This is a genomic window from Yoonia sp. I 8.24 (assembly GCF_022096995.1).
Taxonomy (GTDB): Bacteria; Pseudomonadota; Alphaproteobacteria; order Rhodobacterales; family Rhodobacteraceae; genus Yoonia.
Genome location: NZ_JACXGQ010000002.1, coordinates 243,011 through 264,675 on the forward strand (window position 1 = coordinate 243,011; position 21,665 = coordinate 264,675).

The 21,665-nt window shown below is 56.1% G+C and carries 21 protein-coding genes and 1 pseudogene; 10 read left to right on the plus strand and 12 right to left on the minus strand.

Annotated elements, in window-relative coordinates; all coding sequences use genetic code 11:
• Positions 1 to 26 precede the first annotated feature (26 nt).
• Both Yoon_RS04160 and Yoon_RS04165 read left to right on the plus strand, forming a co-directional pair.
• Positions 27 to 725: a DUF599 domain-containing protein gene (locus Yoon_RS04160; RefSeq protein ID WP_238110426.1), complete on the plus strand. Its 699-nt coding sequence runs from the start codon at positions 27 to 29 to the stop codon at positions 723 to 725.
• Complete coding sequence (locus tag Yoon_RS04165) at positions 725 to 1,063, plus strand: hypothetical protein (RefSeq protein WP_370642122.1); 339 nt, start codon at positions 725 to 727, stop codon at positions 1,061 to 1,063. Before Yoon_RS04160 ends, Yoon_RS04165 begins: the two co-directional genes overlap by 1 nt.
• Here the strand turns inward: Yoon_RS04165 and Yoon_RS04170 are convergent.
• The 4 genes and pseudogenes from Yoon_RS04170 to Yoon_RS04185 all read right to left on the minus strand — a co-directional run bounded on the left by Yoon_RS04170 (position 1,060) and on the right by Yoon_RS04185 (position 7,744).
• On the minus strand, positions 1,060 to 3,126 hold the full coding sequence (locus tag Yoon_RS04170) for a hypothetical protein (RefSeq protein ID WP_238110429.1): 2,067 nt from the start codon (positions 3,124 to 3,126) through the stop codon (positions 1,060 to 1,062). The genes Yoon_RS04165 and Yoon_RS04170 overlap by 4 nt on opposite strands.
• Positions 3,123 to 5,877: pseudogene (locus Yoon_RS04175) on the minus strand (DUF4159 domain-containing protein). Before Yoon_RS04175 ends, Yoon_RS04170 begins: the two are co-directional and overlap by 4 nt.
• Positions 5,874 to 6,743, minus strand: a complete 870-nt coding sequence (locus Yoon_RS04180; RefSeq protein WP_238110432.1) for a DUF58 domain-containing protein — start codon at positions 6,741 to 6,743, stop codon at positions 5,874 to 5,876. Before Yoon_RS04180 ends, Yoon_RS04175 begins: the two are co-directional and overlap by 4 nt.
• Positions 6,740 to 7,744, minus strand: coding sequence for a MoxR family ATPase (locus Yoon_RS04185; RefSeq protein ID WP_238110434.1), 1,005 nt, complete (start codon positions 7,742 to 7,744; stop codon positions 6,740 to 6,742). The genes Yoon_RS04180 and Yoon_RS04185 overlap by 4 nt, the downstream gene beginning before the upstream one ends.
• Positions 7,745 to 7,813: 69 nt before the next feature.
• Here Yoon_RS04185 and Yoon_RS04190 point away from each other — a divergent pair, with 69 nt between their 5' ends.
• From Yoon_RS04190 to Yoon_RS04215, 6 genes are all read left to right on the plus strand, one after another.
• Positions 7,814 to 8,389 carry a DUF1285 domain-containing protein gene (locus Yoon_RS04190; RefSeq protein ID WP_238110436.1) on the plus strand — a complete coding sequence of 192 codons (576 nt, stop codon included), beginning with the start codon at positions 7,814 to 7,816 and terminating at the stop codon, positions 8,387 to 8,389.
• A 27-nt stretch (positions 8,390 to 8,416) separates the two neighbouring features.
• Positions 8,417 to 9,166: a hydroxypyruvate isomerase family protein gene (locus tag Yoon_RS04195; protein ID WP_238110438.1), complete on the plus strand. Its 750-nt coding sequence runs from the start codon at positions 8,417 to 8,419 to the stop codon at positions 9,164 to 9,166.
• 176 nt (positions 9,167 to 9,342) lie between these two features.
• Positions 9,343 to 10,707 (plus strand): MATE family efflux transporter, encoded by a 1,365-nt coding sequence (locus Yoon_RS04200; RefSeq protein ID WP_238110439.1) that lies wholly within the window; start codon positions 9,343 to 9,345, stop codon positions 10,705 to 10,707.
• Positions 10,704 to 11,135 (plus strand): glyoxalase superfamily protein, encoded by a 432-nt coding sequence (locus tag Yoon_RS04205; RefSeq protein WP_238110440.1) that lies wholly within the window; start codon positions 10,704 to 10,706, stop codon positions 11,133 to 11,135. The genes Yoon_RS04200 and Yoon_RS04205 overlap by 4 nt, the downstream gene beginning before the upstream one ends.
• Positions 11,136 to 11,194: 59 nt before the next feature.
• The gene (locus Yoon_RS04210) at positions 11,195 to 11,560 is read left to right on the plus strand and encodes a VOC family protein (RefSeq protein ID WP_238110441.1); all 366 of its coding nucleotides are present in this window, start codon (positions 11,195 to 11,197) and stop codon (positions 11,558 to 11,560) included.
• Positions 11,560 to 12,243: a YafY family protein gene (locus Yoon_RS04215; protein WP_238110442.1), complete on the plus strand. Its 684-nt coding sequence runs from the start codon at positions 11,560 to 11,562 to the stop codon at positions 12,241 to 12,243. The genes Yoon_RS04210 and Yoon_RS04215 overlap by 1 nt, the downstream gene beginning before the upstream one ends.
• Before the next feature lie 74 nt (positions 12,244 to 12,317).
• On the opposite strand, the gene Yoon_RS04220 is transcribed toward Yoon_RS04215, so the two are convergent.
• The 7 genes from Yoon_RS04220 to Yoon_RS04250 all read right to left on the minus strand — a co-directional run bounded on the left by Yoon_RS04220 (position 12,318) and on the right by Yoon_RS04250 (position 19,690).
• The gene (locus tag Yoon_RS04220) at positions 12,318 to 12,569 is read right to left on the minus strand and encodes a hypothetical protein (RefSeq protein ID WP_238110443.1); all 252 of its coding nucleotides are present in this window, start codon (positions 12,567 to 12,569) and stop codon (positions 12,318 to 12,320) included.
• 623 nt (positions 12,570 to 13,192) lie between these two features.
• Positions 13,193 to 14,008 (minus strand): hypothetical protein, encoded by an 816-nt coding sequence (locus Yoon_RS04225; protein ID WP_238110444.1) that lies wholly within the window; start codon positions 14,006 to 14,008, stop codon positions 13,193 to 13,195.
• A gap of 62 nt (positions 14,009 to 14,070) precedes the next feature.
• Entirely contained in the window at positions 14,071 to 16,305 is a 2,235-nt protein-coding gene (locus Yoon_RS04230) for a VWA domain-containing protein (RefSeq protein WP_238110445.1), read from the minus strand.
• A complete protein-coding gene (locus tag Yoon_RS04235; protein WP_238110447.1) occupies positions 16,302 to 16,838 on the minus strand; it encodes an RNA polymerase sigma factor in 537 nt (178 codons plus the stop codon). Before Yoon_RS04235 ends, Yoon_RS04230 begins: the two co-directional genes overlap by 4 nt.
• A gap of 223 nt (positions 16,839 to 17,061) precedes the next feature.
• On the minus strand, positions 17,062 to 17,430 hold the full coding sequence (locus Yoon_RS04240) for a MerR family transcriptional regulator (protein WP_238110449.1): 369 nt from the start codon (positions 17,428 to 17,430) through the stop codon (positions 17,062 to 17,064).
• Positions 17,431 to 17,528: 98 nt separating this feature from the next.
• Positions 17,529 to 17,927: a hypothetical protein gene (locus tag Yoon_RS04245; RefSeq protein ID WP_238110451.1), complete on the minus strand. Its 399-nt coding sequence runs from the start codon at positions 17,925 to 17,927 to the stop codon at positions 17,529 to 17,531.
• 284 nt (positions 17,928 to 18,211) lie between these two features.
• The gene (locus Yoon_RS04250; RefSeq protein WP_238110453.1) at positions 18,212 to 19,690 is read right to left on the minus strand and encodes an NAD-dependent succinate-semialdehyde dehydrogenase; all 1,479 of its coding nucleotides are present in this window, start codon (positions 19,688 to 19,690) and stop codon (positions 18,212 to 18,214) included.
• A gap of 63 nt (positions 19,691 to 19,753) precedes the next feature.
• Between Yoon_RS04250 and Yoon_RS04255 the strand changes: the two genes are divergently transcribed.
• Positions 19,754 to 20,539 (plus strand): alpha/beta hydrolase, encoded by a 786-nt coding sequence (locus Yoon_RS04255; RefSeq protein WP_238110456.1) that lies wholly within the window; start codon positions 19,754 to 19,756, stop codon positions 20,537 to 20,539.
• Positions 20,540 to 20,648: 109 nt separating this feature from the next.
• Positions 20,649 to 20,969 (plus strand): hypothetical protein, encoded by a 321-nt coding sequence (locus Yoon_RS04260; protein WP_238110457.1) that lies wholly within the window; start codon positions 20,649 to 20,651, stop codon positions 20,967 to 20,969.
• A 50-nt stretch (positions 20,970 to 21,019) separates the two neighbouring features.
• Here Yoon_RS04260 and Yoon_RS04265 read toward each other — a convergent pair whose 3' ends face one another.
• Complete coding sequence (locus Yoon_RS04265; protein ID WP_238110458.1) at positions 21,020 to 21,649, minus strand: ribonuclease T2; 630 nt, start codon at positions 21,647 to 21,649, stop codon at positions 21,020 to 21,022.
• Between the last annotated feature and the right edge of the window lie 16 nt (positions 21,650 to 21,665).

Genomic DNA, 21,665 nt, shown 5'->3' on the forward strand with positions numbered 1-21,665 from the left:
GGTAGCCGACTGGCTAAACAAGACCTATGGAATTATTTGAACATCTTGGGCTTTTGACCCTGTGGGATTGGGGCGCGGCGGCATTTATCGTGGTGGGCTGGCTTGTGATCGGATCGTTGATTGATCGCCCAGGCGGCAAGCGCCCGTCGGTAACTGTGTTGATGTCCGCGCACCGGCGCGAATGGATGAAGGTGTTTGTGACCCGGAATCCTCGTATCTATGACAGCCAAATCCTTGCAAGTCTGCGTCAAAGCACATCGTTTTTCGCATCAACCTGTTTGCTTGCAATTGGCGGTGTGCTTGCACTGATCGGGAATACTGATCCGTTACGCGGCGTGGCGCTCGAGGTCACAGACGCGCCACTGCCGGTTGTTGTGTGGCAGTTAAAGCTGGGGCTTGTGGTTTTGTTTTTGGCCAATGCGTTTCTGAAATTCGTTTGGTCAAACCGCGTGTTTGGCTATTGTGCGGTTGTCATGTCCGCTGTGCCCAACGACCCCGACGACCCGATCGCTTATCCACGCGCGGCACAGGCGGCTGAGCTCAACATTCGTGCGGGCGTTAATTTTAACCGCGGGCTGCGGGCGATGTATTTTGCATTGGCGGCGCTTGCGTGGTTGTTGGGGGCATTTGCACTGATTGGCGCGACGATAATTGCCTTGGGCATCGTCTGGTCACGCGAATTTGCATCAGTTCCGCGCAGTATTCTGCTAAACGAGACGACATGATGAAATATGCACTGATTCCCATTTTCGCAGCATCCGCCGCATTGGCCGATCCGCCCCAAGTCGCTGATGTCACCATTTCTGGCGACCGCGTGTCCGTTTCAATCCTGCACCCTGACACGGGTTGGGACCACTATGCCGACGGTTGGGAAGTGCTTGATGCGAACGGCAACCGGCTCGGGTTTCGTGAATTGGCGCACCCGCATGTCAATGAACAGCCATTTACGCGCTCACAAAGTGGGATCGTGATCCCTGAAGGTGCAACATCCGTGTTTATCCGCACCCGGTGTAGCGTTGATGGCTGGTCTGAAGAGCTGTTCGAAGTTGCGTTAGACGACTAACGCCGCCCTTCGCGTAGCCATGCACCAATACTCAGCATTGCGGCTAACAATAGCCACGCCCAAGCAGGCAATATAGGCGTGATGCTGATATCCGCGGTTTGATAAGCGCCGCGCGGTGTGATCCCGATCCAGCCGCGCCCGTTTGCGGGGCGTCCAGCGCGGACCGTGCGGATACTAATATCGCCATCCGAAATCATCAGGGTGCCGCCACCGGATGCGGTCAGCACAGGGTCAAGCGTTTCGTTCGAGGCAATCGTTTGTTCAAATTCGCGCGGTGCTGCTGGGCCAAGTGCAATCACCGTTGTTTCGGTTCCATCATCCAAACGGTACAGCCCGATTTCGGGACCATTCCATAGCGTTTCAAACCGCCCCGGTGAGACCTGTTCCAACGACAATACGGTCTGCGTCCCGTCGGGGTGGGTGACGGTGACATCATCGATGCTTTCATTCAGCGTGCGCCGAATGATCCGCATGGTTTGGCCGCTTGGCTCTACCCACAGAGACTCCTCTTCAAGCTCGGGTTCTTTCATCATCCAATGTGCAAGACGGCGCAGCAATTCCAACTGTGGCCCGCCCCCTTCAAACCCGCGATCCCATAGCCAACTGTGGTCTGACGCGATCAGTGACACACGGCCTTCACCAATGCGGTTCAGAACAAGTAACGGGCGATTATCAAGCCCCGACATGACGGTCGTAGCGTCCTGCGGTACGAGCACATCAACCAACCGGAACCAACGCCCCCAACCCGGGCCGTCGCCTGTGGGATTTGGTGCGAGTTCTGCAAGCCCTTCGGTCACGGGGTGACGCTGGCCGATGTCGGTAATTTGCGGGGTAAAGCCTTCTTCGAAGACACGCGCGGTGGGCGCGCCGGGCAGAATTTGCCCCAGCGGTGATCGATAGATGCTTTCCGCGCCGCCATATTCCGGGCCAGACGACACCAGAACCGCGCCTCCTTGTTCGACATATTCGCGGATGTTGTTGAAATAATCACCCGGAAGAATCCCGCGACGGCGATAGCGATCAAAGATAATGAGATCAAAATCATCGATCTTTTCCAAAAACAATTCGCGGGTGGGAAAGGCGATCAAAGACAATTCATTTACCGGCACCCCATCTTGTTTCTCAGGGGGGCGTAGGATGGTGAAATGCACCAGATCAACGGTCTGATCCGACTTAAGCAGGTTGCGCCACGTGCGTTCGCCTGCGTGTGGTTCACCTGATACCAAAAGCACACGCAAGCGATCACGCACACCGTTGATTTGCACAACGGCGACATTGTTGCGCGCGGTTAGCTCGCCTTCGGCTTCGGGGATTGAAAACTGCACGACATTCATGCCGCCGTGAGGCAATTCAAATGGGATTTCAATGTCTTGCCCGACGGGAATGGGCAGGCTGATCGCAGGGTCGCCATCGACAGCGATCGACAGGTCAACCGCTTGGGTCGCGGGTGCGGCCCCTTGATCATCGATGCGCAATGTCAGGGTGACCTGTTCGCCCAAGATCGCAAACGCAGGCGCTTGCGATACCACAAGCCGCCGATCCCAATCATCTGGTTGTCCGGTCAACAACAGATGCATTGGCGCGGGCAGGCGCGGGGCGCGTTCAATATCGTGCAACCGCCCGTCACTGATCAAGATCACGCCTGCGACGCGGCCTTGCGGTTCTTCGGACAACGCTTGGGTCGTGGCGGTCATCAGCGCGGTGCCGATGTCATCTTCACCATCGGCAACCCGAACGACCCGCAGTTCTGTGTTATCAAGTCGGGCAATCTGCGCTGTAATATTCGCGAGCGCTGCATCATTTTGCGAAGGGCGATCCGCAATCCTTTGGCTCGCGCTTTCGTCGATAACGGCCAAAACAATATCGGATAGTGGGGCGCGGTCTTCTTGCTGCACGGATGGCCCCGCTATGGCGCAAAGTAGTACAATTGCTGCCACCCCGCGAAGCCACCGCCCCGGCAGCCCCCGCCAAAGCGCAAAGGCAATGCCGAGCGCCACAAAAGCCGCGATGCCGATCAGCGCAGGCATTGGGGTAAGCGGGTTAAAGATTAGTGTTTGTGTCATTGGCCCAACCGATCTAGCAGGTCCGGCACATGGACTTGGTCAGATTTATAGTTCCCAGTCAGCACATGCATGATCACATTGACGCCAAATCTAAAGGCGATTTCGCGCTGCTGTTCACCGGCTTGCCCGCGCCCGACTGGTAGCATGGCGGCGCCGTTTTGCGTCACGGCCCATGCGGCCGCCCAATTATTGCCGCCGATGATGACAGGGGTCACACCATCGTTGAGGTTGCGAAATGGCATACCTTCGGTTTGAACTGCGTTAATTGGGGCGGCTTCGACCCAGATATCGCGGCTTGCGTAGCGTCCGGGGAAATCTTGCAGCAAGTAAAATGTGCGCGTTAGCACGTGGTCAGAGGGGACGGGCTCAAGCGCTGGAATATCCAGTGAGCGCGCGATGGCTTGCAGCTTGCGTCCTTCAGGCGACCCCGACCCGAACCGTGCGGTATCAGCGTCGCGCGTGTCAAACATGATCATCCCGCCGGATCGTAGATAGCGATTCAGCTTTGTGTAGGCCGCTTGCGATGGCAGCGCTTGATCAGCTGTGATCGGCCAGTAAAGAAACGGAAAGAACGCGAGCTCGTCGGTCTCCAAATTAACGGCCAAGGGCGCGGAAGGTTCAATTGAAGTGCGCCGGAACAGCGTTTGTGACAGGCCCAAAAGACCTGCGTGGGCGACTTCGTCGACGCTTTCGTTGCCAGTGATAACATGCCCTAACACCACTTGTGAGGTTGCGCGCAAGGCAAATGCATCGTCAGTTTGGGCCTGTACGTCTGGGGCTGCAAGGACGAGGAGCGCAAGCAAAGCGGCCACATCCGCGCGGGGCCCGCGTAAACGGCCGCCAACGGCGAGCGATGCGATCACATCGATTATCAACAGCAAAAGTGCGGCCGTGAGCAACCAGCCTTTGAGCGCAGTTTCGCGGAGAGCAGTCATGCCTTCAACCGCGATATGCGACGGCCAGCTCGCGGGGGCCAAGACAGTGTCGGGACCGATGACATTCACAGCCAATTGCCGCTCAGCGCCTGCATAGAGGCCGGGCAGCAAGTCGGGCCCGGGCACTGCGGTCGCCAAGGTTTCGCCTGCCACGCCCGGCAGTGTGCTTGCGTCCTCAAGCTGGCCGTAGGCATCTAAAACCTTGCTTGGCAACCATGTTGTGCCTGCCAATTCTGCGGCTTCGGGCGTGGATGGGCGGGTCGATACCGCCATGCGTTCCAGCATTTGCACAAATAGACCTGATAGGGGCAGGCTGGACCATTCTGCATTTGCCGTCACATGGAATAAGATAACTTGGCCGTCGCCGACCCGTTTACGCGTGACCAGCGGGGTACCGTCGGCCAGTTCTGCAATGACCCTTGCGGCCAGCGTCGGATCGGGTTGCGCCATGACTTGGCTTGTGACGCTGACATCGTCGGGCACGGGCAGGCCGAAAAATGGGCTGTCAGCGTCGAATGGGGCAAGGGCCTTGGGCTCTCCCCAGCTCATTGCGCCGCCAACGGTGCGCCCACCAGACCGCAAGCGCACGGGCAAAAGCGGATCCTCTGAACTGCGGCCCAAATCGCTCGCGGCAAGCCGCGGGCCCAGCAAAACGCAGCAACATGCCGCCACCGTCCATCCATTCCAGCAATGCGTCCGTTTCGGTCTCGCTGAGGGTCGCCACATCCGCCAGAATGATCACATCCGGGTTGGCAAGAAGGATGTCGGAAATAGTGCCGTCGATCAGATCGGCGGTGGGTTCGAGCGCTTCGCGCAGGTAATAAAGTGGCGACAAAAGTTCGAGCCCCTCGCGGGCGTCGTTCTGTGCGATCAAAGCAACTTCGCGCCGTTTGAGCGCGTCATCTGTCAGGCTTACAGCGCCCGCTGATTTGGTCCCATCGACTGAAAACCGCGTGATACGGTTGCGTAATTCGGGGGGAAGGATCATCGGGGTTTGCGCGTCGGATTCACCTGCGGCAAAGCTGAGCGGGACGGTGGCAAGTGGCCGCTCAACGCCTGCAGGGTCGCGGCCTGTGGCGGTGATTTGCGTCTCAAAAGCGGCACCAACTGGCGTGCGCGTGGCACTGACGATCACTTCGCCATCCTCAAAGGTTGCAGGGCGTATGCCGATGGTCTGTTGCGGCGTTTGAAAGACGGTCACGCTGCCCACATTTTCGAAACGCGTAAGCAGCGCGTCGCGCCCATCAAAATCGATCCCGTCTGAAAGCCAATAGGTTTCAAATACCCCTGATTGGGTATCGAAATAGGATGCCGGATCAATTGGTTGCCAAGGTTGCGGGATCAGATTTGGCAGTCGGTTTTGCCAGTCACTTGGGGCGGCGAAGGGCAGGCCGCCTGCGGGCAGATCGGTCAAGACCACCACAGCGACACGGCGATCCGCGACAGCGGCTTCTGACAGCAATGTGTCAACGCGTGACATGTGTTGCGCCCAACGCGCAGCCCCAGCCCATGTGCCGTCCACCGCGATCACGAGATCACCGTTACCACCGCGCGCGGCTTGTGGGTTCAAAACGGGCCCGGCGAACCCAATAATTATTGCGGCCATTGCGGAAAGGCGCAGCAAAAGAAGCCACCAAGGCGTCCGATCAGATTGGCTGTCTTTGTCGGCCAGACCCAACAAAAGCGCGACGCCCGGAAACTGTCGCCGGATCGGTGCAGGTGGCACCGCGCGCAAAAGCACCCAAAGAATTGGCAATGCGGCAAGCGCGACCAGCAACCAAGGTGCTGTAAACCCGATGGGACCCAGCGCCATCATGCCTGCCGCTCCAGCGCGCCATAAAGCCAAAGGAGCGCGGCCGTCGCCGATTGTCCGGTATGGTGCGTGCTAAATTGCCAGCCGGTTGTGCGGGCGAGCATCGCAAGACGATCTTTACGTTCCGCCAACCGATCAAGGTAGCGCGCCTTAAGATCGCCGGCCTTCATCGTTTCATGTTCCAATGCGCCCGTCATCGATGTGAACACAGTACGCCCGTCAAAGGGAAACTCTTCTTCTTGCGGGTCAAGCACCTGTAACAATGCACCGCCCACGCCGCGATCTGCGGCACGCATCAAGGCTTCTTCGACGGGAGCGACATCGCCCATGAAATCGCCAATGAGCAAGGCGCGCGAATGTGGCAGCATCCCTTGGGTTTCGGGCGCGCCGTAATCGACGTCGCTCTGTTCTGATAGGATTTGTGCCATCTGCGTGATTTGCGCCTCACCACGCCGAGGGGGCAGGCGCAGCCCGGTCAAACCGACCCGTTCACCGCCGCGTATCATCAAAATCGTGGTGGCCAACCCAAGAAGCCGCGCACGCGCGCCCTTGCTTGGCAGTTCATCTGAATGAAACTGCATCGACGCCGCCTGATCGACCCAGAGCAGAATCGATTGCGCGATCTGCCATTCTTTATCTTGCACGAAATTTGCATCTGACCGGGCTGATCGGCGCCAATCGATACTGCGCGCTGCATCCGATGGTTGCGCTGGGCGGTATTGCCAAAACGTATCGCCCACGCCTGCCCGCCGCCGCCCGTGGTCGCCCAGCAAAACGGTGGTCGCCAGATGCTCTGCCTCGGCCAAAAGTGCCGGCAGCGGGGCTGAGAGGGCTTGGGCCTCAGCGCGAAGGGCGAGCGGGGTGATCATGCGGCGGCAGAGACCTTGGTCACGTCGGCGGCCACGCGGGTGATGATATCTGCGATGTTTTCGCCACGCGCACGTGCCGCAAATGACAGCGCCATCCGGTGCTCTAGCACAGGCACAGCCATTGCAAGCACATCTTCGGCCGAAGGTGCCAAGCGCCCATCAAGCAGCGCTTGCGCACGCACGGTCAGCATCAAGGCTTGCGCGGCGCGCGGGCCGGGGCCCCAGCTGACATTTTGGCGGATCACATCGGGCGCGTCGGCGTCAGGGCGGCAGGCGCGCACAAGGTCAAGGATCATTTCGACGATATTATCGCCAACCGGCATGCGACGTAACAATGTCTGCGCGTCCAACAGTTCGGCGGCGGTGAAGACGGCGGTCGCCTCGGCCTCGGCCACGCCGGTGGTGGCGATCAAAATGTCACGTTCTGTCGCGCGGTCGGGGTAGGGAACATCAATCTGGACAAGAAAACGGTCGAGTTGCGCCTCGGGCAGCGGGTAGGTGCCTTCTTGCTCAATCGGGTTTTGCGTCGCGAGCACGTGAAACGGCGCGCCAAGCGGGCGGTGTTCGCCAGCGATTGACACTTCTTTTTCTTGCATCGCTTGCAGCAGCGCAGATTGGGTGCGCGGCGAGGCGCGGTTAATCTCATCGGCCATCAATAGCTGGCAGAAAATCGGGCCTTCGATAAAGCGAAAGTTGCGGGTGCCATCATCAGAGGTTTCTAGCACTTCAGACCCCAAAATATCCGCAGGCATCAGGTCGGGCGTAAACTGGATACGATTGCCGTTAAGCCCCATCACAGTTGAAAGCGTATCGACAAGCATGGTTTTTCCAAGACCGGGCAGGCCGATCAAAACAGCGTGCCCGCCGCAGATCAGCGCAGTCAGGGTCAAATCAACCACCCGCGTTTGGCCGATAAAACGGGCCGAAATACTGCTGCGTGCTTCTTGCAGCTTTGCGCCCAGATTTTCAATTTGGACAACAAGATCGGCGTGATCGGCCATGACTTTCCTCCGGATAAACGTTATCAGCTATACCAACAGATATTCACATAAATCCCAATGGCAAAAACAATGACAACACAAAAGAGTGTGACCCCAAACGCCCAAAGCATCGCCGAAAGTGCCCGCGCCGCCCAAAAAGGCGGCTTGCCGCCGGTGCATTTGTGGAATCCGCCCGATTGTGGACCGCTTGATATGCGCATCGCACGCGATGGCACGTGGTTTTATATGGGCACGCCGATTGGGCGGCCCGAGCTGGCACGCCTTTTTTCGACGATTCTGCGCAAAGACGGCGACGATTATGTATTGGTGACGCCTGTTGAAAAGGTGACGATCACCGTAGATGACGCGCCGTTTGTTGCGGTGGATTTCAACCGGGTGGGGGATGCGTTGGTCTTTGAGACAAATGTGGGGGACACGGCGACCGCGGGGCCTGACCATCCGATCCGCGTCGAAAATGACCCTGACACCGGCGAACCCAGCCCCTATATTTTGATCCGCGCAGAGCTAGAGGCGTTAATTGACCGCAAGTCTTTCTACCGCCTTGTCGAGATCGGAGAAGTGGCGACACATGACGGGCAGCAGTGGTTTGGCGTGCGTTCGAACGGTGCGTTCTTTCCCATCATTTTGGCCAAAGATCTGGGATAATCCGCCCCCCCACATGAGGTTTTCTTGATGCCCAAATATTGCGCCAATCTGACATGGTTGTTTGCCGAGCTGCCGTTCATGCAACGTTTTGGCGCTGCAAAGGATGCGGGCTTTGACGGGGTTGAGGTGCAGTTCCCTTATGATGTGAATGCGCAAGATATCGTGAACCAATTGGCACGGTATGATCTAAAAATGGTGTCGATCAACTGCCCGCCGCCGAACTACACGGGTGGGGAACCCGGATGGGCAGCCGTGCCCGCGTTGCAATCTCGATTTCAGCGCGATTTCATGCGGGCTGCCCGCTATGCGAAAACGCTTGGCGCGCAGCATTTGCACATTATGGCTGGCGTGGCAGATGGGCCCGAGGCCGAAGCCGCCTATATCGAAAATCTCGCGTGGGCCGCGGCGCAGGTGCCCAAGCAAAGCCTGCTGATTGAACCGATCAACCAAGGCGATATGCCCGGATATTTTATGCGCGATTACGATCTGGCGGCAAAGGTGATCGCCGCAGTTGGTGCGCCCAATTTACGTCTTTTGTTTGATGCGTATCACGCGGCGAAGATCACAGGCGATGTGTTAGCGACTTGGAAACGCATGTGCCCAATCACGGCCCATGTGCAAGTCGCGCAAACGCCGGACCGGTCAGAACCTGACGCAAGTGATATCAATTATCCCGCATTCTTTGATCAGCTAAGTGCAGACGGATACCACGGCTGGGTCTGCGGCGAATATCAACCGCGCGGGGAAACGGCAGCAGGATGTCAGTGGCTTGCTTGACCCAAGCAAAAGCGGGCGCTAATCAACGTAAAGGCCGCTAACGCCCGCCACCCGCTGACATCTGTCTTGGTGAAGTTTAGCATAAGATTTCATACTTCCTTTCCGCATTTTCGCGCGGATGGTAATGCGGGTACCTATCCTAAAACGACGCGATCTTCGGATTATGGAGTATGGGCATGTCTGACATTCCCCAAAATAAATACCTGTCTGACTCTTTGGGCAGATTATATATCAAAACCGCGCTGCCAATCATCTTTGTGATGGGGATGAACGGTGCGCTGACAGTCGCGGATGCGCTGTTTCTTGGCCATTACGTTGGGCCGCAAGCCTTGGCTGCGGTGACATTAATGTTCCCGATCTACATGTTGATCGCCGCTTGCGCCACTTTGGTGTCGAGCGGCATGTCGAGCATTCTTGCGCGGCATTTGGGCGGTGGGCGCATTGTGCAAGCCCGCGAAATTTTCACAGGTGCGCATGGGTTCGCACTGGTGGTCGCGGGGATTTTGATCGCGCTGTCGGGGTTATTCGGGGCAACCATTGCCAACCTTTCTGCTGCATCTGACCCTGTGCTTGCGCAAATGGGGCTGACATATCTGCGGATCACGGTGTCTTTCACGCCATTGATGTTTGTCCTGTCGGTCAATTCGGACGCGCTACGCAACGAAGGCCGGGTCGGGTTCATGGCCGCGATGAGCTTGCTCGTGTCGCTCGCCAATATCGCGTTCAACTATGTGCTGATCGCAAAGCTGAATATGGGTGTTGCCGGGTCTGCCTATGGCACGGGGCTGGCGCAATTGCTTGCCTTTGCGATCATCGCGACGTTTCGGTTGCGCGGGAAAACGTCGCTTCAATTCACGGCGCTTGGCCAGTCATCGTGGTTTCATGGTTGGGTGCGGATGCTGGCCCTTGGCGCACCGCAAAGCCTGAATTTCACAGGGTTCGCGCTTGGATCTGCGGCGATTATGGCCGCGCTACAATTGGTACAAACCGCGCATTATGCGGATACGGTCACGGCCTATGGGATCATCACGCGGGTCGTGACGTTTACCTATCTGCCGATGTTGGGGCTGTCGTTTGCGATGCAATCGATCACAGGCAACAGTTATGGGGCTGGGCTATGGGCGCGGTCAGCAAGGTCGCTGCAGATCGCTTTGGCTACATCACTTGTCTATTGCGTGATTGTGCAGATCATCGTGACCAGCTTTACCGTGCAAATTGGGGCGGCTTTTGTGGATGATCCAGATGTCATCGCAGAGGTTGCGCGGATCATCCCAATCATGGCGATTGTGTTCTTCCTGATGGGACCGTTGATGATGGTGGCGAGCTATTTCCAAACCATCGGGGATGCCACGCGCGCCGCGATCTTGGGCCTATCTAAACCCTATCTCTTTGCGATCCCGCTGACATTTTTATTGCCGAAATTCTTTGGCGAACCGGGCATCTGGTACGCGGGGCCATTCGCGGAAATCTTGCTTCTTTTACTCACAATTGCGGTCGTCGCGTTGCGGCGCCCGACACATATTCAGGAGGTCACACAATGACCGGACAACTTCCATCGCTGCACAAGGCGAAAACAATGGCGAAGGCATTGCGTGCCGGGGCATCAGGTAGGAGCCACGCACAAGCGCTTGAACAAATCGCCAGGGATCACGGGTTCCGGGATTGGAACAGTTTTCATGCAGCCATCCGTGACGTGGCCCCAGCTACAATTTCAGCGGGGACGCGCGTGACTGGGCGCTACTTGTCGCAGGCGTTTGCGGGCGAGGTGATCAGCGCCACGCCGCAAGAACCGGGGTGGATGCGTCTTGAAATCAAGCTTGATACCCCTGTGGATACCGTGCGATTTGCACGCTTTCACAACATGCGCAGCCGGATTACGGGGACAATTGGCCCCGATGGGTTCTCAAAAGAACGCACATCCGACGGTGAGCCGCATCTTATTTTAGATACTGAAAACCTGCTGACATAACGCTGTCAGTAGGGGTATGGTTAAAGATGCCATCAACATCGCAAACAAGGAGATGAACGATGGGAAGTAATGCAATGGTCGTGTGGACAGAAATCCCGGTGACAGACATGGATAAGTCGGTGGCATTTTACAGCGACGTCTTTGGATTTGAGATGAGCATCGATAATTCGGGGCCAAATCCGATGGCGAATTTCGGGTCGGATATGACCGCAGTTGGCGGGCATCTTTATCCGGGCAAACCCGCTGCAGATGGGGGAAATACAATCCACCTTGCCGTCCCGGATACGCTCGAAGCTGCGATTGAACGCTGTCAGGCGGCGGGCGGCGAAGTTGTCAGCCCAGCGATCTCAATCCCTCCGGGTCGTTTTGCCTATGCCAAAGATTTGGACGGCAATTCGCTTGGCCTGTTTGAGCCCGCGTCATAATGCGTAGGGCCGACCGTCTTTTTCAGATACTTCAGTATCTGCGGGGTGGTCGGCTCACCACGGCGGCGCAATTGGCCGAACGGCTCGAGGTGACAAAGCGCACGATTTACCGTGACATCGCGCACCTTATCGGGTCCGGTGTGCCGATTGATGGCGAGGCAGGCGTTGGTTACCTGATGCGCGACGGCTATGACCTGCCGCCGCTGATGTTTTCTGAGGAAGAAATCGTAGCCCTGGTCGCAGGCGCGCGGATATTACAGACATGGGGCGGCACCAAAATGTCCGCCGCAGCCCAAGAAGCCTTGGTCAAAATCGACACCGTCCTTCCCGACGCGGCCCGGCGCAAAATCGGCCAAGTCAACGTGCATACCGTGGCTGCCCCTTGGCACGGTGGCAGCTGGCGCGATCATATCGATCAGTTTGAAGAGGCCTCTGAAACCCACACGCGCCTGACCATCAGCTACGAAGATGAAAAAGGCGCCGCCAGCACTCGCACCGTCCGCCCGCTCGGGGTCTGGTTCTGGGGCAAAGTCTGGACCGCCGTTTGCTGGTGTGAATTGCGCGATGACTTCCGAATGTTCCGGCTCGACCGGATCGTCGCGGTTGAAGACGCAGGGACATTCCGCCCGACCAAAGGCCAAACGCTCAAGGACTTTATGGCGTGTAAGGCGTACGAGCGGTGAGCGGTTAGATGTAGGTGTTTATCGCTATGCCTTACTGTTAAATTTAGACTGCGCGTTCTGTCTATTGCTACGGCTTAGCCGACGTTATCGGCTCTGAAAATTTTACGCGCCTCTCTATAAATCCAAAGAACTTCAACGATTGGCGCAAGAATAACAAGAGTAGTCGCAATGTTCTTGTAACGACTTGGCTTCTCCATAATATGACCAAGGGAGAACAAGAGCCAATACAGTAAACAGCCAACGACAACGAGAGTTATCTCGCGCTTTCTGCCTCGCAAGACTGTAATAAAGGTTTCCTTAAAACTTATTGTATCAACATCGCTCATTGCAATTCCTTGAAATCAAATTCCGCCCGACTCTACACAACCGCAGGGCGGGGCGGAACCGGGATTATTCTGGCAGGCTTTGCGCGAGCCGCATGAGTTGCACTGCCTCGGTCCGGTCGCTGGTGTCCTTGCGGTTGGCGCTATTCTCCGCCAAGCCGCGAAAAGACCGACATTATTCTGGTCTTGCACATTTCATATTCAAGAATGTCCTGTTGGGTAGGAAGGGATACTGAGCGGTAGCTGAAGCCTGGCCATTGGGTAGTCCCAGATGTGCAGATATTTACCGGCCAATTGCGATGGTCTTCACCCAGCGGTCGCGTACGGTCAAACGGCAGCGATTTTTCCCACATTTCTACCTGCGCTAGAAACGCTTGATCGAGCCCGAGACCAAGGCAATCATAGGCATCGCCGTTTCGAGAAACAAACACGATTGGTTCTTGCAGTTCGTGTGTTGCTAGGTTGAGTCGAACTTGCTGCACATATTCAGCCCATTGCGGTGGACACATTGGGTCCGAAACGTCAAAGGCCGCTAGAGTAGCTGGCGTTGTGAGCGCGGCAGATAGAAGTAGACACAATCTACCCATTCGGCGTCTCCGCGGGTGGCGTTGGCGAGTGCGATAGTATCATCGCGCATATTTATCCAATAGCTGACTATGGCCCATATAAGTCGAATGGATCAATTCTGCGATGCATGAAATCGAATTATCATCGACCTCGTTGCGGCAGAAGCTAGCCGCCATTAGGCCAAGCGTGAATTCGCTTCTATCGTAGAATGTCGTTACCTCATCGGTGCCTTCGTCTAGTTCGAAATGGTACTCTGAGATGTATGGGTTAAATCCAAATCCGGTCGGAACCCCGTCTCTTACACATCTCAACGCGTCTTCTTCTGAACTGCTTGATGATATCGCTAGTGCGAAGGCTTCAAGCCCGCCCTCTGCGTTAAAGAACACCGCATAGAAACACTCAGCACGGCCATCGTTCATGCCCCCATATCCATAGCCTTGATCGTTGTTGGGTTCAGCCCTATCAAATGATGTGCCTAATCCAAGGTGACGGAAGTCGCCACTTTTTAAAGCGGATTCGTCCTCAAGATCGTAGATAAAAACCACAAAATTGGCGTCATTCGAGATAGGCAAAGATTCGGCGAACATTGTGTTTGGAAAGCCAAGAATATTGATTTCGGTATTCGCGGCGTTGCCGTAATAAATTGTATCTGCAAGCACGCGCTGTTGTACCCTAAGGTTCGTGATCCCGATGAATTGCGCCGTGATGCGTTCGGGCCAGTAGGCCACGGATTGACCACCAACTTCAAAAAATACCAAGCGGTTGGCTGGGTGTTCAAAATGCTGCGGCGTATCTTGAGCCGTTGCTGAAGACGAAAGTAGCATTGCTGTAAATAAAATGGAACTAATGCGCATTTGATTACTCTGATCAATCAAGTTCGTTCGGAAAACTTATTTCGCCCCACCCTACACAACCGCAGGGTGGGACGGAACCGCGATTATTCCGACAGGCTTTGTGCAAGCCGCATGAGTTGCACGGCCTCGGTCCGGTAGCCGAAATCATCGTCCCCGCGGTTGGCGTTGGCCAGTGCGATGGCGTCGCTGTAGCCCCAGTCGCCAAGGTAAGTGTCGTCGCGCAGCAATTGCCCGAAACCCGCGATGGCGGCGGCGAAATTGGCCTCTGTACCGGGGATACTTGTCCCCGTGATCGCGGTTTCGATCAACTGGCTGGTGTCTTCGCCGGGTGCCTTATAGCGCAGTTTGACAAAGCCCAATTCATCCGATGTCTCCGCAACGGTGTTGGGTGCATAGCGGAGCGGATCAGACAGTTGCGCGGGGCTGCCCACGGGGGTGATTTCATAGATCGCGGTGACCGTGTGACCCGCGCCGAGTTCCCCGGCATCAACCCGGTCATTGTTGAAATCCTCGCGGTTCAGCGCGCGGGTCTCATAGCCGATTAACCGGTATTCGGCGACTTGGGCCGGGTTGAATTCAACCTGCACTTTAACGTCGCCCGCAATCGGGAAGAGCGCGCCAGAGAGCTGATCCACCAGCACCTTTTGCGCCTCGGACAATGTATCGATAAAGGCCGCCGTGCCGTTGCCGTTTTGGGCGAGCGCCTGCATCGTCGCGTCATCCAGATTGCCGCGTCCAAAGCCAAGAACGGATAGATAGGTGCCCGTGTCGCGCTTGTCCGCGATAAAGTCTTTGAGCGCATCGGGATTGTTGATCCCGACGTTAAAATCCCCATCCGTGGCAAGGATCACGCGGCTCACCTCGCCATCTTCGGCCATCGTGTCGGCTACGGCATAGGCCTGTTCCAACCCGCCTTGCCCATTGGTCGATCCACCTGCGCCTAGCGACTGCAGCGCTTCCAAGATCGTCGCGCGGTCAAAGGCCGCCGTGGGCGCGAGCACCTGCCCGGCGCTGCCCGCATATTCGACAATTGCGATCTGATCCTCTGGGCGCAGTTGATCCAGCATGATCCGGAATGATTGTTTCAGCAGCGGCAGTTTTTCTGGCTGGTTCATTGATCCTGACGTGTCGATCAAAAACACAAGGTTCAGCGGTGGCCGATCATCAAGCGCAGGCATCTGCCCTTGCAGCGCGATATGCACCAATTGCGTGTCTGGGTTCCATGGCGTTTCAAAGCTGGAAACGGTCGTGCGGAACGGGCTGTCATCTTCGGGGGCAGGGTAGGCATAGGGGAAATAGTTCACCATTTCTTCAATCCGCACCGCATCTGCGGGGGGTAGATGACCGCGTGATAGGGACGAGCGCACGACAGAATAGGATGCCGTGTCGACATCGATAGAAAAGCTCGAAACCGGATCGTCAGAGGTGATTTTCAGCGGGTTTGTTGCCGCGTTGGCGTAGGTTTCGGTGTTTAGCAATAGTGCATGGCGGTCTGTGTTCGGTGTACTTGCTTCGTCAGGCCCACTATAGCCCAGTGTTGCTGTGCCAGAAAATGATACGCCCGATCTCGCCGGAGCCGCACGGCTGAGAGCCTCGGCCATGACTGGGGCTTCGGGTGCGGCCATTGTCATGTCATCAAGTGTAGCATTAAAATCTCCGCGCAAAATTTCGGGCGATCCAGCGGCGTCTGATTGCTCGATAGGTTCAGGAGACATATCGCCCGCAGCCACAAGACCGCCAACGTCCAGGGTACCTAACTGCTCGGTATCCAACGCTTCCCAATGCTCTTTGAGGCCGTCATGTACTGCTGCCACATCAACGGATGATCCCATATCTAAGTCAGCGGTAAGTGCTGGTTCCTCCGACATAGGCTCGGCAACGTTGTCAGTCAGATCGCGTGCGGAGGCATCCGCGCGTGGCGTATCGATTTGTTCAATTTCATTGATCGGGATGTTGTCGTCGCTTTGCGCGGCGCTATTCTCTGGCTCGGGCGCTGGTATCGGCGTTGGGTAGAAATCACGATTGTTAGGGTTCAACAGGTCTTGGCCCGCTGGTGTCAGCACCAGAAACCCGCAGGCTACGATGGCCGTCGTTGTAGTCAGCGCCGCTTTTGATGTCAGTGAATTCAGCATATTTTTTACTCCTGTCCAAAGGCGATTACGCCCGGTTACAGGGGTGGGACGCGGCTGCGCGCGTGATCCTTGGAGATCGTCAAAGTTTTTCTGTGCAAGTGCGAGATTCTCTGCACGGCGCGCGGCATCAGCGCGCGGTGTCGCGACATCCATCATGGATTTGAGATCATCGAGGTCGTCGGTCATAGCGCGTCCTCCTTTTCTTTGATTGCGCGCAGTGCTTTTTTGGCTTCGGATATGCGCCAGCTAATCGTGCCTTCGGACACGCCTAAAATCTCGGCGGTTTGGGCGTGGGTCATGTCATCAAGCACAAGCGCAAGCGTGTCGCGCAGGTGTTCGTTCAATTGGTTCATCGCGGCGGTCAGCCAGTCAATTTGTTCCGCCATGTCTTTGTTCGTTTCTACCCTAGCGATCTCCCAATCGCCCCAACCTGTTGTGGCCTTCATATATGTCGCGCGCTTGCGGCGGCGATCGTGGGCGGCGTTAATTGCAACGCGGTAGAGCCATGTGGTGACTTTTGCGCGGCGTTGGTAGCTGGCCAGTTTCGCGGGCAGGGCGGCGCAGATGTCTTGCGTCAAATCTTCGGCCTCGGCCCGCGCACCGGTCAGCCGAAAGCAAAAGGCAAACAGCCGATCATAGTGCCGATCCAGCAGGCTTGCAAAAGCCTGCCCATCACCATTTGCAGCCGCAGCCGCGAGATCTTCATCACTGGTTGTCATACGCATCACAATTGGTTGGACGCGGACGAAACGTCAATCCTTGGCGGGATTATCACTATTTTGCGAAGTTGTTGATATCCTGTCGGACGGAATAGGATGAACTAAGCTGTTAGTGTCAGATAATCCCCAGCCTATAGCGTCCCTTACAACGAAATCTTATACGCCCCGCATAGCGCACTGATGTCTGTTTTGCGGGGCAAAGCGGAATTTACTATGAAACAACTCAATGGCCGCTTAGGGTGGACAGGCCATTTCGCAAATTCGCCAACCTGTCGAGGACAGCGGAGCGTTTTTCGTCGAGTTCCGCTCTGAGCCGATCAATATTTTCAAGCTTTTCGGTCAACTTCTCAATGCCGCCCTCGCAAGGGCCAGTAGTTTCATCCGAAAGGCACTCGCTCATGGCGCGGATTTCACGGGTCGAGAAACCGGTCGCAATAAGATCGCGGATGCGGCCAGCTCTTCGCAGGTCGGCATCACTATATCTACGATAGCCATTTCGCGTTCGACTGACGTCTAAAAGGCCTTCTTGCTCGTAGTGACGCAACATCCGCTGGGTTATCCCCAATCGTTCCGCAGCTTCCTTTGCTTGCATACCCAATCCTCCATCAGCATTTCACCATATGTAAGTGTTGTGGATGTAAATCAAGGGCGGCCCGGATGGCTTCAATCAGTCATCCGGGCCGCGAAAAATCAGGCCATTTCTGTATCAGGTCGGCTGAAATTTACTTCTCGCATCACCTGCCAGCGGTCATCTTCGAATACGAAGTCAATGCTCAGGTCAATATGCATCTTGGGACCACCCAAAGGAATCTTTCGGGAGATAAGCACATGACCACGGTCTCCGCTCGCGGTCAGACTGTGGATCTTGGACCACATATGATCCTCAGGAACTTCTTCTTTGAACATCTCCTTCAGCATCCCTAGGACTTCTTGCTTTTTCAAACTCATCAGGCGTCCGTCGATACCCAAATTCATCACAACGAGGTCTTCGTGGTAGATGTTATCCAGTTCTGCTATGTTTGCGCTGACTCCATATTTCATCAGGTCTTGTACTTTGGCGTGTAGCCCATCCGTGGTGTTCATTGTCATGTCGCGTGTTCTCCTGAGTGCGAATCGTGAATTCTACGAAAGGCACGTCTAGCACCTTGACGCTAACGTCATGGTCAATGGTTGTTTTTAACAAAGCCGAAGATATTCTGAAAACCTGCCGTTCGTGCGAAGCGCAGCATCGGTCAAGATGGGCTCAATCCGTCATTCGCTGCGCGGCGCACTCATGTCTGCCTTATTAACGTGTCCGCGCAGCGATATCGGTTTTGAGAGAATGGAATGCCTTTACGTAAGTCGTGATGCAGGCATTTAAGTCATTGCTTTATTTACACCTGCGTACAAATATATTTCATCTCGAGGTAGTCTTCGATCCCATGCGATGATCCTTCGCGGCCGAGACCAGATTGTTTGACGCCGCCAAAGGGGGCGACTTCGGTTGAAATGATCCCGGTGTTCACTCCGACAATCCCGTATTCCAGCGCTTCGGCGACTTTGGTCACGCGCGACAGGTCCTTGGCGTAGAAATACGAGGCCAACCCAAAAATCGTGTCGTTGGCTTGGAAAATTACGTCGTCTTCGTCTTCGAACATGAATAGCGGTGCGAAGGGGCCAAAGGTTTCATCGGTGGTAACGGTCATGTCTTTGGTGGCGTTGCTAATGATGGTTGGCTCAAAGAACAAACCGCCCAGATCATGAGGTTTGCCGCCTGTCAAAACAGTTGCTCCTTTGGCGCGCGCATCGTCGAGATGGTTTTGCACTTTATCAATGGCTTTGGCTTCTATCAGTGGGCCTAGGGACGTGCCGTCTGCCAGTCCGTCACCAACGCGCAGCGCTTTGACGGCGGCGGTGAATTTTGCGGCGAAGGTGTCGTAGACCCCTTTTTGTACGTAAATCCGGTTAGCGCAGACGCAGGTTTGCCCGTTGTTCCGGAACTTGCAGGCGATGGCACCTTCGACGGCAGCATCAAGATCGGCATCATCAAAGACGATAAACGGCGCGTTGCCGCCCAGTTCCATACTGCATTTCATCACCTGATCGGCGGCTTGGCGTAGCAGAATGCGCCCGACTTGGGTTGATCCGGTAAAGGTCAGTTTGCGGACAATTGGGTTTTCGCAAAACTCTTTGCCGATGCCATCGGCATCGTCAGAGGTGACTACCGAAAACAGCCCCTTTGGCACGCCTGCTTCTTCAGCAAGTTTCGCCATCGCGAGCGCGGAAAGCGGGGTTTGTGATGCGGGGCGTACAACGAACGCGCATCCGGCGGCCAGCGCGGGGGCGACCTTGCGCGCGATCATCGCATTGGGAAAATTCCAAGGAGTGATCCCGGCGGCGACACCGATGGGTTGTTTGATCACGGTGATCCGTTTGTCGGGCATATGGCCGGGAATGGTTTCGCCGTAAATGCGCTTGGCCTCTTCACCGAACCATTCGATGAAGGATGCGCCATAAGCAACTTCGCCGCGGGCTTCAGCCAGCGGTTTGCCCTGTTCGGCCGTCATGATGATGGCAAGATCTTCTTGGTGTGCCATCAGTAGATCAAACCATTTCCGCAGAATTTGCGCGCGTTCTTTGGCGGCGCGGGCCGCCCATGATTTTTGAGCTTTTTCAGCGGCTGCAATGGTGCTGTTGACCTCTGCGCGGGTCAGGTCCGGCACGCTTGCGATCACATCGCCACGTGCCGGGTTGATGACGTCGAAACTTGCGCGCCCTTGGGCCAAAACCCAATCGCCCGCGAAAAACGCTGCCTCGCAAAGCAGATCAGGGCGTGTAAGCATAGATTTTAGATTGGTTGATTTATCAAGCATGGTAGGCTCCGTCATGTTTCGTGCTATCTGACCTGTCTGCGGCGGGCGCGTAAAGGGGGGCTGATGGAATTAGACGATGCATATGCGAACGCCGCCCATATCCCGGATGGCGCGCGCTATCCCGATAGATGGGCGGAAGAAGCCGCACAGTTTCGCGCAAACGCGTTGTGCGCGTTGGATATCGCATATGGCGAAGGGCCGCGCGCGCGGTTCGATCTGTTTCACCCTGCGCGGCTTGCACGCGGCGTAGTCGTTTTTGTGCACGGGGGTTATTGGCGGATGTTCGACAAATCCTATTGGTCGCACCTGGCGGCAGGGTCACTTGCACAGGGCTGGGCAGTGGCGATTGTGTCCTATGATCTATGTCCGCAAGCCACCATCACCCAAATTGGCGACCAGGTCGCCACAGCGGTCAACGTGATTGCCCAAAGGGTATCTGGTCCGATTCGGCTGACAGGGCATTCGGCGGGTGGTCAGTTGGTTGCGCGTTTGGGCGCAATCGGACCGAATGCTGCTTGGAAAACACGGCTTGCGGGTATTGTCCCGATCTCACCCGTTGCAGATTTGACACCATTGCTTAACACCTCAATGAACGCTGATCTGCGGCTGGGCGCGCAGGAGGCGCGCGCGCAAAGCCCGGTATATATGCCAGCACCAGAATGCCCAGTAACCGTTTGGGTGGGGTCCGACGAACGCCCTGTCTTTATTGAGCAATCGCAGCGCCTTGCACAGCATTGGGGGTGCGAAATTTATGTTGATCCAGTCAAACACCACTTTGATGTGATCGCGGGGCTTACGATGCCAAGCAGCCCGCTGACGCTGGCGGTTTGCTGCGGGCATCTAGCGTGATCGGACCAAAGACTAGATAGCGTTTTTGTGACATGCTAAGCCATTCATGGAATCTAAATTGTGCCTGTTGTATGAATGTGCGGCAGGTAGTGCCGTCATGAGGGTAAAGATGAAGAATAAAATGACTGTCCGGATACTGGCTATGGTGGCAGCCGCAACCGCGCTGGCGGGCTGCGAGACAACTGGTGAGGGGAACGGAATCACTGACGGTGGATACGATGGTGGGCCATTGGTCGATGGTGTTGCAAACATCTGGATCGATCCTGATGGCTGTCAGCATTGGTATGTCGATGACGGCCTTGAAGGATATATGTCGCCGCGCTTGAACCGCGATGGTACGCCACGGTGTCAAGATGAACGCGGCGAGATTGTTCTCAAAGACGGTACCACAATGATGACCGAACAAGAACCAGCGCTTCCTACGACCTAAGCGCGCATGATACCCTAAAATCGGCGCCCCAATCGGGCGCCTTTTTTGTTTTAGCGCATGGGGGTGAAATACGCGTCGGTCATTGCGCAATCGAGGATGACATCAGCACCGCAGGTCCGCAACTCTAAATCACGGGTCAGGCAAATGCGCGCTTCTTGGATATACCCATTCTTGCAGGTGATCGTGATCTGATCTGACGCCATATCCGGGTTGTCGGCAAGGAAGGCCTCTTCAATCACATGTGCGGGAACCGTAATATCGCGATCTATCGTGCGAAAGACGGGCGGCCGGGTGACGGTGGCAAAGGCAGCCCGCGACAAAGCGTAGTAGTCTTGCGCGCTTAACCCGGTGCAGACCCCATGTTTGCGCCATTGATGCCAGGCAAGTCCGGAACTGCCCATGATGTCGGTCATTTCAGCGGTTTGCCGTCGCGATGGCGCGCTGTGTCCAGTGCGACAATAAGATGGGTAGCCAGTTTCATATTGCGGCCAAAGCCCGTGCAGGATCCAATCAAAATCTGCCGCATCATCGCATTGCTCTGCCCCACGCGCGTCACCTTCGCGGGCGCACCAATTGGCAGACCAGGACAGGGCCATAACGTAGTAATCAAATTCGCCTGCGACGCCCTCGGCTTGGGCGGGGCTGGACATAGCGAGTAAAAGGGCGAAAAGCCTGCGCATTTTGATCTTTCCTAAA